11 protein-coding genes, 2 tRNA genes and 3 rRNA genes are annotated in these 16,385 nt (G+C 39.3%); 11 read left to right on the forward strand and 5 right to left on the reverse strand.

Annotation, left to right across the window (positions count from 1 at the left end; all coding sequences use genetic code 11):
* Positions 1-6 precede the first annotated feature (6 nt).
* The 5 genes from LF20184_RS04050 (at position 7) to LF20184_RS04070 (ending at position 5,915) form a co-directional block, all read left to right on the forward strand.
* On the forward strand, positions 7-501 hold the full coding sequence (locus LF20184_RS04050) for a QueT transporter family protein (protein ID WP_010020466.1): 495 nt from the start codon (positions 7-9) through the stop codon (positions 499-501).
* A 78-nt stretch (positions 502-579) separates the two neighbouring features.
* On the forward strand, positions 580-1,779 hold the full coding sequence (locus LF20184_RS04055) for a glycosyltransferase family 4 protein (RefSeq protein WP_010020465.1): 1,200 nt from the start codon (positions 580-582) through the stop codon (positions 1,777-1,779).
* A complete protein-coding gene (locus LF20184_RS04060; protein ID WP_010020463.1) occupies positions 1,772-2,806 on the forward strand; it encodes a glycosyltransferase family 4 protein in 1,035 nt (344 codons plus the stop codon). The genes LF20184_RS04055 and LF20184_RS04060 overlap by 8 nt, the downstream gene beginning before the upstream one ends.
* Positions 2,806-3,849, forward strand: a complete 1,044-nt coding sequence (locus tag LF20184_RS04065) for a lysylphosphatidylglycerol synthase transmembrane domain-containing protein (protein WP_010020462.1) — start codon at positions 2,806-2,808, stop codon at positions 3,847-3,849. Before LF20184_RS04060 ends, LF20184_RS04065 begins: the two co-directional genes overlap by 1 nt.
* Complete coding sequence (locus tag LF20184_RS04070; protein ID WP_010020461.1) at positions 3,849-5,915, forward strand: LTA synthase family protein; 2,067 nt, start codon at positions 3,849-3,851, stop codon at positions 5,913-5,915. Before LF20184_RS04065 ends, LF20184_RS04070 begins: the two co-directional genes overlap by 1 nt.
* Positions 5,916-5,986: 71 nt before the next feature.
* Here the strand turns inward: LF20184_RS04070 and LF20184_RS04075 are convergent, their stop codons facing one another.
* A complete protein-coding gene (locus tag LF20184_RS04075; RefSeq protein ID WP_099240376.1) occupies positions 5,987-6,880 on the reverse strand; it encodes an IS3 family transposase in 894 nt (297 codons plus the stop codon).
* Positions 6,877-7,551 (reverse strand): helix-turn-helix domain-containing protein, encoded by a 675-nt coding sequence (locus LF20184_RS04080; protein ID WP_082607452.1) that lies wholly within the window; start codon positions 7,549-7,551, stop codon positions 6,877-6,879. Before LF20184_RS04080 ends, LF20184_RS04075 begins: the two co-directional genes overlap by 4 nt.
* 602 nt (positions 7,552-8,153) lie before the next feature.
* Between LF20184_RS04080 and LF20184_RS04085 the strand changes: the two genes are divergently transcribed.
* The 5 genes from LF20184_RS04085 (at position 8,154) to LF20184_RS04105 (ending at position 13,194) form a co-directional block, all read left to right on the forward strand.
* Positions 8,154-9,720 (forward strand): 16S ribosomal RNA (locus tag LF20184_RS04085).
* Between the two features lie 173 nt (positions 9,721-9,893).
* Positions 9,894-12,811, forward strand: a 23S ribosomal RNA gene (locus LF20184_RS04090).
* Between the two features lie 77 nt (positions 12,812-12,888).
* A 5S ribosomal RNA gene (rrf, locus tag LF20184_RS04095) occupies positions 12,889-13,005 on the forward strand.
* The 16S, 23S and 5S rRNA genes sit together here with 2 tRNA genes alongside, the layout of an rRNA operon.
* Positions 13,006-13,016: 11 nt before the next feature.
* A tRNA-Asn gene (locus tag LF20184_RS04100) sits at positions 13,017-13,089 on the forward strand.
* A 14-nt stretch (positions 13,090-13,103) separates the two neighbouring features.
* Positions 13,104-13,194 (forward strand) — tRNA-Ser (locus LF20184_RS04105).
* 177 nt (positions 13,195-13,371) lie between these two features.
* On the opposite strand, the gene LF20184_RS04110 is transcribed toward LF20184_RS04105, so the two are convergent.
* Positions 13,372-14,553, reverse strand: coding sequence for a tyrosine-type recombinase/integrase (locus LF20184_RS04110; protein ID WP_010019084.1), 1,182 nt, complete (start codon positions 14,551-14,553; stop codon positions 13,372-13,374).
* Positions 14,554-14,800: 247 nt separating this feature from the next.
* Here LF20184_RS04110 and LF20184_RS12700 point away from each other — a divergent pair, with 247 nt between their 5' ends.
* Complete coding sequence (locus tag LF20184_RS12700) at positions 14,801-14,956, forward strand: hypothetical protein (RefSeq protein WP_010019087.1); 156 nt, start codon at positions 14,801-14,803, stop codon at positions 14,954-14,956.
* Here LF20184_RS12700 and LF20184_RS04115 read toward each other — a convergent pair.
* Positions 14,951-15,760, reverse strand: a complete 810-nt coding sequence (locus LF20184_RS04115) for a DUF6414 family protein (protein WP_010019088.1) — start codon at positions 15,758-15,760, stop codon at positions 14,951-14,953. The two genes, LF20184_RS12700 and LF20184_RS04115, sit on opposite strands and share 6 nt — an antisense overlap.
* A gap of 22 nt (positions 15,761-15,782) precedes the next feature.
* Positions 15,783-16,379: a hypothetical protein gene (locus tag LF20184_RS04120; RefSeq protein WP_133278244.1), complete on the reverse strand. Its 597-nt coding sequence runs from the start codon at positions 16,377-16,379 to the stop codon at positions 15,783-15,785.
* Between the last annotated feature and the right edge of the window lie 6 nt (positions 16,380-16,385).

The following is a 16,385-nucleotide window of genomic DNA, read 5'->3' on the forward strand; positions in this document are numbered from 1 at the left end:
TTTACTTTGAGTAATTTAAAAACAAGAGATATTACACAATTAGCATTGATTGCAGCTTTGTACGTAGCTGTGACGATTGCTCCAGGAATTTCAGCATTTTCTTATGGTCAAATTCAATTCCGTGTTTCCGAGATTTTGATGTTATTGCCATTTTTTAATCATAAGTATAGTTGGTCGTTGATCGTGGGATGTTTTGTTTCTAATATTTTCAGTGCTTCGTTAGGGGTAGCTGATTTGATCTTAGGAACTTTAGCAACTGCAATTGCTTGTCTAATTATTACTAGAATTCCTGCTGATAACAAATTTTTATGGGCAGTTCCGGTTGTCTGTGCCGTGGTCAATGGAATTATTGTTGGAGCAGAGCTTTATTTTATTTTGAAGTTGCCATTTTGGCTTAACTTCGTCACGGTCGGCTTTGGTGAGTTGGTCGTAGTCGCAATCGGTGCAGTAGTATTCTATTTCTTGATGCAGAATCAAAGTTTCAGTAAATTAATAAGGTAAGACGTAGGTGGGGGAAGTGATTCCTCCATTTTTTTGTTATAATCTACTTTATAAAGTATTGTGAGGAGATGTGTTTATATGAATATCGGAATTTTTACCGATACATACTTCCCTCAAGTTAGTGGGGTAGCTACATCGATCCAAACCTTGAAGAGTGATTTGGAGCGTAAAGGTCATTCGGTGTATATTTTTACGACGACTGATCCTAATGTTCCTAAGAATACGATTGAGCCAAATATTTTCCGTTTGGCTAGTGTTCCTTTTATTTCTTTTACTGATAGAAGAATCGCCATTCGAGGGATGTTTCACGCAGTCGATTTAGCTAAAGAATTAAAATTAGATATCATTCACACGCAGACAGAATTCTCGTTAGGTATGATGGGTAAATTTGTTGCAAAACAACTCAAAATTCCATTTGTTCACACATATCACACAATGTATGAAGACTACTTACATTATGTATTGAACGGACACTTGTTAAAGCCATATCATGTTAAGCAAATGACACGATTGTTTTTAAAGAACGCTTCGGGGGTCGTTGCTCCTAGTAAGCAAGTTAAAGAGACAATGGATCGCTATGGCATCAAAGCACCAGTTTCTATCATTCCGACTGGAGTTGATTTGTCAGAGTATACTAAGCCAGTCAACGCCTCAGCCGTTCGTGAGAAATTAGGTATCGCTGAAGATACGCCAGTAATTTTGATGTTGAGTCGAATTGCTTTGGAAAAGAAGATCGACCATATGTTAAAATCGATGCCAGAATTACTGAAGTATAATCCAAAGATTATGTTAGTTATCGTCGGTGATGGTCCAGACATGGATGAATTGGTTCAAATGAGTAAAGACTTAGGAATCAGTGATAATGTTATTTTTACTGGTGAAGTTGAGCACGAAAAGATTTCACCTTATTATCACATGGCTAATTTGTTCGTTTCATCCAGTGATACCGAATCACAAGGCTTGACTTACATTGAAGCAATTGCTTCCGGAACGAAGATCGTAGTTAGAAGTGCACCTTATACAGATGCTCTTTTGACTGATCCTTCAGTTGGGGTTACCTTTAGTGAAGATGACCAATTAGTGCCAAAAATCAAGACTTATTTGGAACACCCTAATTCATTTGATGACCGTGATGCTCGTAAAAAGGTTCTCTATGGTATCTCATCAGATGGATTCGGTAATTCGATTCTTGATTTTTACCGTCGTTCCGAAGATTACTTCGTAAGAGAGAAACTTTCAGATTCATCAATCGATCCAGAGGAGTATTCTAATGATTAAAATTAATATGTTTTCATCAGCTGACAAAGTAGCCGGACAAGGAGTTGGCAGTGCCTATAAGGAATTGATCAACTTGTTAAAGGAACACTTTAGTGATGAATTTGAGGTCAAGATCAATGATTACTCAAAGAGTGATTTGAGCCATTATCATACGATCGACCCACAATTTTACGCTTCGACTTTTTCAAAAAAGAGAGGTCGCAAGATTGGCTACGTGCATTTTCTACCAGAAACTTTAGAGGGTAGTATCAAATTGCCTAAGCCAGCTCGTAGTATTTTTTATAAATACGTCATCAGCTTTTACAAACGTATGGACCAAATCGTCGTGGTTAATCCAACTTTTATTGACAAACTAGTTGCTCACGGCTTAGATCGAGACAAAATCAAGTACATTCCTAACTTTGTTTCAACTGATAATTTTTACGAAAAGACGGCTGAGGAAAAAGCTGAATTTAGAAAGAAAATCGGCATTCCTGAAGATAAGTTCGTTGTCTTTGGCGATGGTCAAGTTCAAGAACGTAAGGGAATCGATGATTTTTACAAGTTAGCGCAAACTAATCCTGATATTCAATTCATTTGGGCTGGTGGATTTTCTTTTGGAAAGATAACAGACGGTTATGATCGTTATAAAGACATGATCGACAATGCGCCTGCTAATATGAAATTCACAGGAATAGTTGATAGAAATGATTTAGTAAATTACTATAATATTTGTGATTTATTCTTGTTGCCTTCTTATGACGAATTGTTCCCAATGTCAGTTTTGGAAGCTTTCAGTTGCGGTGCACCAGTCTTATTGAGAGATTTGGAATTGTATCGTGCTATTATTGATGGTTATTATCAAAAGGCCGATGGTTTTTCTGATATGAATGCTTTTATCAACAAAGCTAATCAGGATCGTTCTATTTTGAAGAGCTTTAAGAAGAAGTCTAAGGAAGCTGCCACACAATACTCAGAAGAAAATTTGAGTAAAATCTGGTATGATTTCTATACGAGTCAATATAAAATTGCTAAACAGGGTAAATAATGAATAGAAAACACATAGCAGCACTTTTTGTAATGCTAGGATTAGGAATTGGTATTTTTTGGTGGGAAGCCAAAGACATCAATTTCAATTCTTTAGTTTCAACCTTTAAGGGGTTAAATTATTTCTGGCTAGCGGTGGCATTCTTGTCAATTTTGTTATCGTATGGCGTTGAAGCAATGGTTTTACATACCTTATTGAAGAGAAAAGGAGAGCGTAAGTTTGGTTGGTGGGAAATGTATCGGATTCCCTTGATCCAAGCTTTGTTCAACGCAATCACACCTTTTTCATCTGGCGGTCAACCAGCTCAATTAATTGGTCTAATGCAGTCAAAAATTGATGGTGGACGAGCTAGTTCGGTTTTATTGATGAAATTTGTCATTTATCAACTAATGGTATTGGTGAATTTCATCGTAGCAATGTTGGTCAGCTTTAAGAGTGTGGCACGACATTTTTCTGGATTAGCAACGCTGATTGTTTTTGGAATGGTAATTCATGTCGCAACGATTTCTTTCTTGTTAATGATCATGTATTACTATGATTTCACCAAAAAGATGGTGCAAATTGTATTGAAACCGGTTTTATTTTTTCTCAAAGAGGAAAAACGTGATAAAATTTTACAGTCAGCTATGAGTAGTATTGATAGCTTCTATAATGAAAGTTTAGTTTTGAAACGTGAGAAGAAGAAAGTTCTCAAAGCTTCTTTACTAACAATCTTGCAGTTATTCTTGTATTACTTCGTAGTTTACTTTGTTTTACTAGCACTAAACTGCGACCATGTGAATGTTGTTGACGTCTTAGTCATGCATATCATGATCGTGATGATTGTCTCAATATTCCCAATCCCTGGTGGATCAGGTGGGGCGGAATTCAGTTTCAAGACATTGTTTGCTGGATTTATACCTTCTCCTTCAGGTCTTGTTTTGGGTATGTTTTTATGGAGATTTATTACGTATTATTTGGGGATGTTCTTAGGGATTATTGCTGTTTCGAAGAAACCGAAAATTGAACAACAAGTTGCTAATAAATCTATGGAGCGAAAATAATGAAGCGTATTACTAAAGGTATTTCTAATTTTTTAAATACTAGGCTGGGTTTTGTGATCCTGGCTGTATTTTTATATACTCTTAAAACCATTTATGCTTATGAAACTAAGTTTAACTTAGGTGTTAAGGGATCGATTCAAACATTCTTGATGATCATCAATCCAATTCCGGTGATGCTGTTATTGTTTGGTATCTCACTGTACATGAAAGGTAGAAAGTCTTATATTTTTCTACTGATTGTTGATTTCTTGGATACAGTCTGGCTGTTCTCGAATATTTTGTACTATCGAGAATTCTCTGACTTTTTGACTATGGTACTTATCAAAGGTTCAGGCTCAGTTTCCAACAACCTTGGTAAAAGCATCATGGGTATTTTGAAACCAACTGACTTTTTAGTCTTTACTGACGTTATTATTCTGATATTATTGTTGGCCTTTCATGTCATCAAAGTTGATATTAGAAGACTTAACTGGCGGATTCCCGTATTAGTCAGTTCTTTAGCTGTATTGTTATTCGGAGCTAACTTGACTTTAGCTGAAAGCGACCGTTCACAGCTTTTGACAAGAACTTTCGATAATAACTATATCGTTAAATATTTAGGACTAAATGTCTTTAATGTCTACGATATGATTAAGACAACTAAGACGAATGCGGTTAAATCCCAAGCTAAGAGTTCGGATATCGACTCGATTGAGAAGTATATGAAGAATAATTACGCTCAGCCTAACGTTGAATATACCGGCGTTGCTAAGGGTAAAAATGTCTTTATTATTCATTTGGAAAGTTTGCAGCAGTTCATGATCGACTTTAAGTGGGATGGTGAAGAAGTAACTCCTAACTTGAATAAGATCTATCATGAAGACGACACACTTAGTTTTGATAACTTCTTTAACCAAGTTGGACAAGGTAAAACGGCTGATGCTGAGTTAATGCTAGAAAACTCACTCTTCGGATTGCCAGAAGGTTCAGCCATGGTTACAGATGGTACAACGAATACTTTCCAGGCAGCTCCAGCTATTTTGGATCAAGAAGCTGGCTATACTAGTGCTTCATTCCACGGGGATGTACCTAGTTTCTGGAATCGTGATAATGCTTATAAGTCATGGGGATATGACTACTTCTTCAGTTCTGAGTATTACAAGGAGAAGAAGAGCTATAACATCGGTTATGGTATGAAGGATAAGATTTTCTTGAAGGACTCTGCCCAATACATTGAGCAATTGCCACAACCTTTCTATGCTAAGTTGATCACTGTTACGAACCACTATCCATATACATTGGATAAGAAGAATCAAACTATTTCGAAGACTGATACTGGCGATAGTACCGTTGACGGCTATGTTCAAACGGCTCGCTATTTGGATCAATCAATTGGTGAGTTCATGAACTGGCTACAAGAGACTGGTTTGGATAAAAATAGTATGGTCGTTTTATATGGTGACCACTATGGTATTTCTAATAACCACAAGAAAGCTATGGCTAAGTTAACTGGAATCAAAGGATTCAATGAGTTTAACGATGCCCAATACCAACGTGTACCATTTATGATTCATATGGATGGACTAAAGGGTGGAATCAACCATACTTACGGTGGTGAAATCGACGTTCTACCAACCTTGTTGAACTTATTAGGGATCAGCAATAAGAACATGATTCAATTTGGTAGTGATTTACTATCAGGTGAGCATTCGCAAGTAGTGGCATTTAGAAATGGTAACTTTGTCACGCCGGAAGTAACTAAAGTCGGTAGTACTTACTACAATACTAAGACGGGTAAAGTGGATAAGAAGATCTCTGCGGCCGAAAAGGCTAAATTATCGAATAAGGTAACGACTGAATTGTCGTTGTCAGATCGTGTTATTAATGGAGACCTCTTGAGATTCCACAAATTGCCAGGATTCAAGAAAGTTAATACTAAGGACTACTCATATAAGAAGAGTAAAGCTTTGAAAGAACTCAAGAAAGCACGGACTAAGAATGGAACTAGTCTATTAGCACAAAACGACAATAAGTCGATGGTAGACTTGTATCAAACAGATGCCCCTGAATTGAGCTCAGACAAATAATATAAAGCATTGGAGATGCGTTGGCACCTGTCAAGTTGATATTTGAAATAATATAAAAATTGAATATTTTTTTAGATGGCCATATCCCAGTGTTCTGCTGGGGTATGGCCATTTATTGTTTGTGATCTGTTTATATGATTGAAATAGTGAATTCCTTCGTTGACAAGTTTGACTAGTTCTTTGTAAGTCTTAGGCATTGGATGGCGATTCATCCAACGTAATTTGAATTCACTCCACCAACGTTCCATTGGTGAATTATCGTACGGTGTACCTGGTCTTGACATACTTCTAATAACGCCATGTTCATCTAAAAAATTTCCAAATGATAATGACGTAAACGCTGATCCGCGGTCCGTATGGACCATCGGACACACATTACCAGCTTTTGTAAATGCACGTTGAAATACAATTATTTCAGCTGCTGAAGTTTCTGTAAGGCTGATATTACTTGAAATTAAATAACGACCGTAGAGGTCTAAAACTCCACTCAAACGGACTTTATATTCGCCGTTTAAGCCGTAAGGAATTTCTGTTGAGTCACATAACCAGACTTGATTAGGTCCCGTTACCTCGAAATTTTGATTCAGTACATTATCTTGTATATAAATCTCTTTTTGTTTAGAACGATTGTGTTTCTTGATTCTAGACTGACATTTAATGTCTAATTCTCTCATTAAACGTTTCACTTGTTTAAGTGAAACCTTAAATGTGATTTGATTATCCGCTAATAGGTTAATCAATATCTTGCCTGCACCAATAGTCTTAGTATTTAATTCGTACCAGTACATAATACGTTCTTTTAATAGCTTATCTTGAAGTTCCTTTTCCGTTTCTGTACGAGTCCAGTATTTGCTATATGCTTGTCGGCTAACACCGACAACGCGCAGTAAAACGGTTATGGCTCCATGATTATTTTGACTGACTTCCTTTATTGCCTGGTAAGCCAATCTATGTTGTTGTTTCACCCCCTGTGCTGAATTTCTTGCAATTTTTTTGCGAATTCCTCAATTAATTTTTGGTCTTTTAATTGGGATTCCAATTCTCTGATTTTTAAATGCGCTTTATCTAATTCTGTTAAGTCATCTTTTGCTTTGTGATGGCCCCGGCCATCGATCAAAGCTTTATAACCGCCGTCCTTGGATTTTAAAACCCAAGAACGAACTTGTTGATAAGATATGGAATACTTTTCTGCAGCTTCCTTATAAGTATGTTTGCCCTTAACGACATACTCTACGATTTCGATACGTTCTTCAAAGGTTATCTTTTTTTTCATAATGGAATTCTTCTTTCTTGGTGAGCCATCCTTCAACAGTTTTCCATTATTATACTTGAACACCCAGTCCGATACTTGAAAAGTATTTCTTAAACCATATTTATAGGCAATGGTTTCTAAAGAACCTTTACCTTCAAGATAGTCTGTCACGACTTGTAATTTAAATTTATATGAATATTTTGTACGCTTTGTTATTTCCTTCAGGCCGTCGATTCCATATTGATCGAAGAGATGGACCCATCTACGAAAAGTTTTATGAACAATATTATTTTTTCTGGCAAATGTTCTGAGTGGATAAGTTGACTCTTTGAATCCTAGCACTAAATCTAGCTTTTCTTGAAGTGAGTGTTTACTTCTAGGCATAGAAAAATCCTTTCATGAATATCAGATGAATTTATATTATTTCATCTGACAACCATAAAAGGATTATCGCAAGATGTTGTCTCTGATGCTTTTTTGTTTGCTCTAATGATGGAATAATGGGGTACAATTAGACAATAAATTAGGACATGAGTTATTTTTTGAAAAAAATTCAACTTTTTTGTAAAAAAGGGTTGCGCACCTCTATTCTAATTGGTAATATATATCTTGTTGTTGCGACAGAGCAACGGCGTCAATGGATTCAAGCCTTACAGCTTATCCAAGACGTCAAAAATTATTTTAAAAAAGTGCTTGACTTGCTCTTACATCTTCGATAAGATAATTAAGTTGTCTGTTAGACATCACCTAACAAATTATCATTTACTTGATGATTTGTTAGAAAAATTATTTTAAAAAGTTCTTGACATTAAATTGTCAGCTTGATAAAATAATTAAGTCGCTGATGAGCGTAAGCGCTTAATCAGCTGGTAGACCTTTGAAAACTGAACAAAGTTTTAACACTAAATTGTGTAGGCCAACATTTATTTGTTGGATTTACAACGAAGTCAATTCGCTAGTATAATTTTTTATGAGTCACAAACTTTTAATATGAGAGTTTGATCCTGGCTCAGGACGAACGCTGGCGGCATGCCTAATACATGCAAGTCGAACGAACCATCCTGAAGATTGAAGCTTGCTTCATGATTCAGACCTTGGTGAGTGGCGGACGGGTGAGTAACACGTGGGTAACCTGCCCAAAAGTGGGGGATAACATTTGGAAACAAGTGCTAATACCGCATAACAACTACTTTCACATGATCGTAGCTTGAAAGATGGCTCTGCTATCGCTTTTGGATGGACCCGCGGCGTATTAGCTAGTTGGTGAGGTAATAGCTCACCAAGGCAATGATACGTAGCCGACCTGAGAGGGTAATCGGCCACATTGGGACTGAGACACGGCCCAAACTCCTACGGGAGGCAGCAGTAGGGAATCTTCCACAATGGGCGAAAGCCTGATGGAGCAATGCCGCGTGAGTGAAGAAGGTTTTCGGATCGTAAAACTCTGTTGTTGAAGAAGAACATGCGTGAGAGTAACTGTTCACGTACTGACGGTATTCAACCAGAAAGCCACGGCTAACTACGTGCCAGCAGCCGCGGTAATACGTAGGTGGCAAGCGTTGTCCGGATTTATTGGGCGTAAAGAGAATGTAGGCGGTTTATTAAGTTTGAAGTGAAAGCCCTCGGCTCAACCGAGGAAGTGCTTCGAAAACTGGTAAACTTGAGTGCAGAAGAGGAAAGTGGAACTCCATGTGTAGCGGTGGAATGCGTAGATATATGGAAGAACACCAGTGGCGAAGGCGGCTTTCTGGTCTGTAACTGACGCTGAGATTCGAAAGCATGGGTAGCAAACAGGATTAGATACCCTGGTAGTCCATGCCGTAAACGATGAGTGCTAAGTGTTGGAGGGTTTCCGCCCTTCAGTGCTGCAGCTAACGCATTAAGCACTCCGCCTGGGGAGTACGATCGCAAGATTGAAACTCAAAGGAATTGACGGGGGCCCGCACAAGCGGTGGAGCATGTGGTTTAATTCGAAGCAACGCGAAGAACCTTACCAGGTCTTGACATACCATGACAAACTAAGAGATTAGTCTTTCCCTTCGGGGACATGGATACAGGTGGTGCATGGTTGTCGTCAGCTCGTGTCGTGAGATGTTGGGTTAAGTCCCGCAACGAGCGCAACCCTTATTATCAGTTGCCAGCATTCAGTTGGGCACTCTGGTGAGACTGCCGGTGACAAACCGGAGGAAGGTGGGGACGACGTCAAATCATCATGCCCCTTATGACCTGGGCTACACACGTGCTACAATGGTCGGTACAACGTGTTGCGAACTCGCGAGGGCAAGCAAATCACTTAAAACCGATCTCAGTTCGGATTGCAGGCTGCAACTCGCCTGCATGAAGCTGGAATCGCTAGTAATCGCGGATCAGCATGCCGCGGTGAATACGTTCCCGGGCCTTGTACACACCGCCCGTCACACCATGAGAGTTTGTAACACCCAAAGTCGGTGGGGTAACCCTTCGGGGAACTAGCCGCCTAAGGTGGGACAAATGATTAGGGTGAAGTCGTAACAAGGTAGCCGTAGGAGAACCTGCGGCTGGATCACCTCCTTTCTAAGGATATGGTGCTTTAGCACCAACGGAAATACACAACGTTAAAACTTTGTTTAGTTTTGAGAGGTCTACTCTCAAACTCGTACCTTGAAAACTGGATATTAAGAATTAATGATTTAAAGAAACACCGAAAACTGCGCGATAAAAGTGGATGTATTTCCATATTTTGTCAAGATTAAGTTATAAAGGGCGCACGGTGGATGCCTAGGCACTAGGAGCCGATGAAGGACGTAACTAACGACGATACGCCTCGGGGAGCTGTAAGTAAGCTTTGATCCGGGGATTTCCGAATGGGGGAACCCAAATATCGTAATGGATATTTACTTGTTTGTGAATACATAGCAATCAAGAGGAACACGCAATGAACTGAAACATCTAAGTAGTTGCAGGAAGAGAAAGAAAATTCGATTCCCTGAGTAGCGGCGAGCGAAACGGGAATAGCCCAAACTATGAAGCTTGCTTCATAGGGTTGTAGGACTGATGTTGTGAGAACAAAAGGTAACGATAGTTGAACAAGTTGGAAAGCTTGGCCAAAGAGAGTGAAAGCCTCGTAAACGAAATCTGACCCACTCCATTCAGTATCCTGAGTACGGCGGAACACGAGAAACTCCGTCGGAATCCGGGAGGACCATCTCCCAAGGCTAAATACTCCCTAGTGACCGATAGTGAACCAGTACCGTGAGGGAAAGGTGAAAAGTACCCCGGAAGGGGAGTGAAATAGATCCTGAAACCGTGTGCCTACAAGTAGTCAGAGTCCGTTTATGGATGATGGCGTGCCTTTTGTAGAATGAACCGGCGAGTTACGTTAACATGCAAGGTTAAAATGAAAAGTTGGAGCCGTAGCGAAAGCGAGTCTGAATAGGGCGACTAAGTATGTTGATGTAGACCCGAAACCAAGTGACCTACCCATGACCAGGTTGAAGATGCGGTAAAACGCATTGGAGGACCGAACCCGTGTATGTTGAAAAATGCTGGGATGAGTTGTGGGTAGCGGTGAAATTCCAAACGAACTTGGAGATAGCTGGTTCTCTCCGAAATAGCTTTAGGGTTAGCCTCGGGGATTAGGATCGTGGAGGTAGAGCACTGTTTGGACTAGGGGCCCGTCTTGGGTTACTGAATTCAGATAAACTCCGAATACCATTGATCTATACCCGGGAGTCAGACGATGAGTGATAAGATCCACCGTCGAAAGGGAAACAGCCCAGATCACCAGTTAAGGTCCCAAAATTCATGCTAAGTGGAAAAGGATGTGGAAACGCATAGACAACTAGGATGTTGGCTTAGAAGCAGCCATTCATTCAAAGAGTGCGTAATAGCTCACTAGTCGAGTGATTCTGCGCCGAAAATGTACCGGGGCTAAGCATGATACCGAAACTGTGGATGCATCGTAAGATGTGTGGTAGGAGAGCGTTGTAAGAGCATTGAAGCTGTACCGTGAGGAGCAGTGGAGTTCTTAGAAGTGAGAATGCCGGTATGAGTAACGAAAGACCAGTGAGAATCTGGTCGGCCGCAAGACTAAGGTTTCCTGGGGAAGGCTCGTCCTCCCAGGGTTAGTCGGGGCCTAAGATGAGACCGAGAGGTGTAATCGATGGATAACAGGTTGATATTCCTGTACTAGTTTATTTTGTTTGAACGATGGAAGGACGCAGGAGGATGATGTGTGCGCGCTGATGGATATGCGCGTCCAAGCAGTAAGTCTTGATATGAGTCAAATGCTTATATCTCTAAGGACAAGCTGTGATGGGGAGTGAAATTTTAGTAACGAAGCACAACAACTCACACTGCCAAGAAAAGTTCCTAGTTAGAAATAAACTACCCGTACCGCAAACCGACACAGGTAGTCGAGGAGAGTATCCTAAGGTCAGCGAGTGAACTCTCGTTAAGGAACTCGGCAAAATGACCCCGTAACTTCGGGAGAAGGGGTGCTGGTGTAACAGCCAGCCGCAGTGAATAGGCCCAAACAACTGTTTATCAAAAACACAGGTCTATGCTAAATCGTAAGATGACGTATATGGGCTGACGCCTGCCCGGTGCTGGAAGGTTAAGAGGATCAGTTAGCTTTTGCGAAGCTGAGAATTGAAGCCCCAGTAAACGGCGGCCGTAACTATAACGGTCCTAAGGTAGCGAAATTCCTTGTCGGGTAAGTTCCGACCCGCACGAAAGGCGTAATGATTTGGGCACTGTCTCAACGAGAGACTCGGTGAAATTATAATACCCGTGAAGATGCGGGTTACCCGCGACAGGACGGAAAGACCCCATGGAGCTTTACTGTAGCTTGATATTGAGTTTTTGTGTGACATGTACAGGATAGGTAGGAGCCGTTGATTTCGGAACGCTAGTTTCGAAGGAGGCGTTGGTGGGATACTACCCTTGTTATATGAAAGCTCTAACCTACATCGCTCAGCGCGATGAGGGACAGTGTCTGGTGGGCAGTTTGACTGGGGCGGTCGCCTCCTAAAATGTAACGGAGGCGCTCAAAGGTTCGCTCAGAATGGTTGGAAATCATTCGCAGAGTGTAAACGTAAAAGCGAGCTTGACTGCGAGACTGACAAGTCGAGCAGGGACGAAAGTCGGAGTTAGTGATCCGGTGGTACCATATGGAAGGGCCATCGCTCAACGGATAAAAGCTACCCTGGGGATAACAGGCTTATCTCCCCCAAGAGTTCACATCGACGGGGAGGTTTGGCACCTCGATGTCGGCTCATCGCATCCTGGGGCTGTAGTCGGTCCCAAGGGTTGGGCTGTTCGCCCATTAAAGCGGTACGCGAGCTGGGTTCAGAACGTCGTGAGACAGTTCGGTCCCTATCCGTCGCGGGCGTAGGAAATTTGAGAGGAGCTGTCCTTAGTACGAGAGGACCGGGATGGACATACCTCTGGTGTACCAGTTGTGCCGCCAGGCGCATCGCTGGGTAGCTACGTATGGAAGGGATAAACGCTGAAAGCATCTAAGTGTGAAGCCCCCCTCGAGATGAGATTTCCCATTCCTTTATGGAAGTAAGATCCGTTAGAGAATATGACGTAGATAGGCTGCGGGTGGAAGTGTAGCGATACATGGAGCTGAGCAGTACTAATAGATCGAGGACTTAATCGAGTAAGAGTTTACAGCAGTTCGAAGTGTTTTAAATCATTGATATTAATATCTAGTTTTGAAGGTACGAGGCAAAATAGTGTGGTGGCGATAGTGAGAAGGATACACCTGTTCCCATGCCGAACACAGAAGTTAAGCTTCTCCGCGCCGAAAGTAGTTGGTGGGAAACTACCCGCGAGGATAGGGAGCTGCCACGCTGTTTTATTATTCCGGATTAGCTCAGTTGGTAGAGCATCTGACTGTTAATCAGGGTGTCGTCAGTTCGAGTCTGACATCCGGAGTTTTTTTTTACCCTGGAGAGTTGTCCGAGTGGCTGAAGGAGCATGATTGGAAATCATGTATACGGGTATTGACCTGTATCAGGGGTTCAAATCCCCTACTCTCCGTTAGAGGTCAGGCAACGTTGTGCAGAGTAATGCACCTAAATGAAAAAGAGCTGTTATATCAATGATATAGCGGCTCTTTTTTTGTATATTCATTTTTATCTTGTGCAACTGTATGAACTAAAATGCACCTAAATGAAGTCTTTTGTTGTCACGATGTTGTCACGAAATTCAGCAGCGTTATTTGTCTTTATCATCATTGCTTTTTTTAGATTTTTTATCTAAATTATTTAAAGCATCTAAAATTTTATTATCAGATTTATCAGTAGCATGAAGGTAGATATTCATTGTTGTCGATAAGTCCTTATGTCCTAATCGCTTTTGCAAATCCTTAACAGTTAGATTAGGATTGTTATCAAGTAGCAATGTTCCATGTGTATGTCTGAATCCGTGAAGTGTTACGTTGTGATTTAAATCGATTGCATTATTTATTACTTTTTGCCATCTTCGTGGTGTATTGATGGAATAGTGATCATCAGTCGTAGTGCTGTAAAAAATATATTGGTTTTCCTGGTCCTTCAGGAAGACCTTTTTTTGTTGCAGCTTTTTCCAATTTTCTAGGACTGATACTGTTTCAGAATCAAGTATCAGGTTCCTGATATCTTCATTCTTAGTAGATTGAATGCTGTAGCCTTGATTATCGATGAATACCAGGGCTTTATTGATCATAATCTTATTACCATTGAGGTCTTTCCACTTTAAAGGAAGGATTTCCTCACGTCTTAAACCAGTAAATGCTATGAGTCTGAAGAAAGCATATTTTTCATAGTCGGATTTTCTAGCCATTTTTAAAAATCGTTCTTGTTCTTCAATAGTATAGAAATTTTTTCGATTTCTTTTCTTTTCAACCTCATCCATTCTGTTGCTACGCTTTGGAATAGATAAACGATCCATTGGATTTCTTGATATGTAATCACGTCTAATAGCTTCTTTAAACACGCTATTAGTATAGTTGCATACAATTTTGTAATGAATCAGATTGGCTACCCAATTATCCAGGGCTCTTTGACAGTCATTCACATCAATATCTTTAATATACTTTTCGCCAAAAAAGGGGATTATATGAAGTTCAAATACTTTTTTAGTTTTATAAAAAGTTGTTGGCTTAACTGTATTCATGTAACTACTAAGCCAAGCTTCATATATCTCTTGGAATTTAATATGGCCACCATGGCGGTCAAAGTCATTATTAAGTATTTCCTCCCTCAGATTGATGTAGGCAATCTCCGCTTCATTAGGTGTATAGAAACCACGTTTGGTAGTTGTGTGCTTGTCGTCGACCCTTATAGCAAATTTATATCTAGTTTGGCCATTCTTTAGAACATAGGGTTTTATTGTTTTTGAAACTCGCTTTTTAGGCATAAAATGCAACCTTTCATAAAAACGCAAGAAATCACGTTTTTTTAATTTTATATGTATGTAATTGGTACACTTAAATAATTAATTTTCGAGAAAACAGGGGATATTTTGAAAAATAGGGGCACATATGTTCTTTTGACGCTAAAAATAAAAAGCCAAGAAAGGCTTAAATATTTTTCAAATATCTTGATTTAATGAAATAAGGTAAGTATTATTTACTTAGATTAAATATCGTTAGGAGATGAATAAAGTGAAAAAGTTGATACACGAAGTAATTAATAATTATCACAATTTATCTCGTGAAGAAGAAAAGTTTAATAAAAAAGTAAATTCTGAATTAAAAGAAATGAATGAAAACCATCAAAAATTGAAGAAGGAGAATGATAAGTGGTTTTCTAAGTTATAAGTATGCGGCGATGGGCTTAATTAGCTTATCGCCGTTATTTAATATACCTATACTTTGTAGCATAGTATCAGCAAAACTCGGCATTATACCACCGATTTTGCTTAAGTCACCACTAGCAAATTTATCCATACCACGATCATTAGTTAGTGCAGTATTTTCAACTATACCTATAATTGTGATTTTTCTATTTGATCCAGATAACATTTGTATTTGGCCTTGATTCATTCTGAAATTATTTCTTTCTAGCATAGATAAAGAGCCATCTGTTTTTATCAGGTATGTATTAGGCATTATGCTTGAAAAAATTTCACCAAGTGTTTGAATGTTTTTAAAAGCAATCTTTGTATCTTTTATGGACTCAGAGGATTGATGTGTTAATTTCATGAATATTACATAAAGCTGTGGATTTAATCCAGCAAGAATATTGAAGTCAAAGAAATCAAAGCCAGAATTTATTTTAACAAATTCACCAGCACCAGCTTTTTCTACGCTGGCAATCATCTTCTTTTCAATTAAATCATCAATTAACATATCAAGTTGATAATCGTTAAAAACGACGTTAACGAATTTTTGTTCTGATTCAGTTCTTGATTCTGAAGATGACTGACTTGCAGATAATTCAGCTTTTAGTACTGCACTAGCACCCAAACCACCATTTTTACTTTTTGAACTTTCATCAGTATTTGATGATGAATTTCCTCTTTGAATTGATTCCATTAAGCCATGATCTAATTGTGCTAATGTGGATGACATTTCTACATTGTCTAAATAGATAATCTCTTTATGTTCACTATTATCGCTCATAATATAATCCCCCTTATGAAATTTATTGTCCGTATCCATTGGAACCAGTGCTATTGCCATTCTCATCAATATAGCCTTGTTCCATTCCTGTTTGTAGCTGTTGTTCACCAAATGTTTTCATGTTCTCTGGCGTACTTTGCAATGCTTGTAAAGTAGACATGCCGTGGTCAGCTTTATAAGCGGCAGGGGACTCACCATATTTATTAACGAATCCTGTTAAAGTATTCTCATCATACGAGATACCACTGCTTACTTGTTGTTGTGTATTTTGATTATTTTGAGCAGGTTGCTGCTGGCTTTGCTGATTATTGGTATTTGCATCTGATGCTTGTTGAGATTGCTGAGAAGTCTGATTTTGAGCTTGTTGGCCATTATTAGTTTGTTGTGAATCAGTTTGGTTTGATTCTTGTTGATTATCATTATCATTATTCTTTTGATCAGACTTATTAGAAGACTTTTTCTTTTTAGAAGGAGCCTTCTTTTTTGTGGTTTTCTTTTTGGCCACTGCTGTTGTCTTATCCTTTTTGTCAGTAGAAGAGCTTGCTGATTTGTTGATTGAACATGCTGCCAAGGATAGGGTAGTAGCTATTAAAATTGCTGAAGTAATTAATTTTTTCATCTTGAT

Origin of the sequence: Companilactobacillus farciminis KCTC 3681 = DSM 20184 (assembly GCF_002706745.1) — a bacterium.
Taxonomy (GTDB): Bacteria; Bacillota; Bacilli; order Lactobacillales; family Lactobacillaceae; genus Companilactobacillus; species Companilactobacillus farciminis.

Excerpts from the sequence above, each read along its gene's own strand:
- LF20184_RS04055 (WP_010020465.1), top strand. The coding sequence starts at position 580 with ATGAATATCGGAATTTTTACCGATACATACTTCCCTCAAGTTAGTGGG.
- LF20184_RS04065 (WP_010020462.1), top strand. The coding sequence starts at position 2,806 with ATGAATAGAAAACACATAGCAGCACTTTTTGTAATGCTAGGATTAGGA.
- LF20184_RS04120 (WP_133278244.1), bottom strand. The coding sequence starts at position 16,379 with ATGAAAAAATTAATTACTTCAGCAATTTTAATAGCTACTACCCTATCC.
- LF20184_RS04080 (WP_082607452.1), bottom strand. The coding sequence starts at position 7,551 with ATGCCTAGAAGTAAACACTCACTTCAAGAAAAGCTAGATTTAGTGCTA.
- LF20184_RS04110 (WP_010019084.1), bottom strand. The coding sequence starts at position 14,553 with ATGCCTAAAAAGCGAGTTTCAAAAACAATAAAACCCTATGTTCTAAAG.
- LF20184_RS04115 (WP_010019088.1), bottom strand. The coding sequence starts at position 15,760 with ATGAGCGATAATAGTGAACATAAAGAGATTATCTATTTAGACAATGTA.
- LF20184_RS04060 (WP_010020463.1), top strand. The coding sequence starts at position 1,772 with ATGATTAAAATTAATATGTTTTCATCAGCTGACAAAGTAGCCGGACAA.
- LF20184_RS04070 (WP_010020461.1), top strand. The coding sequence starts at position 3,849 with ATGAAGCGTATTACTAAAGGTATTTCTAATTTTTTAAATACTAGGCTG.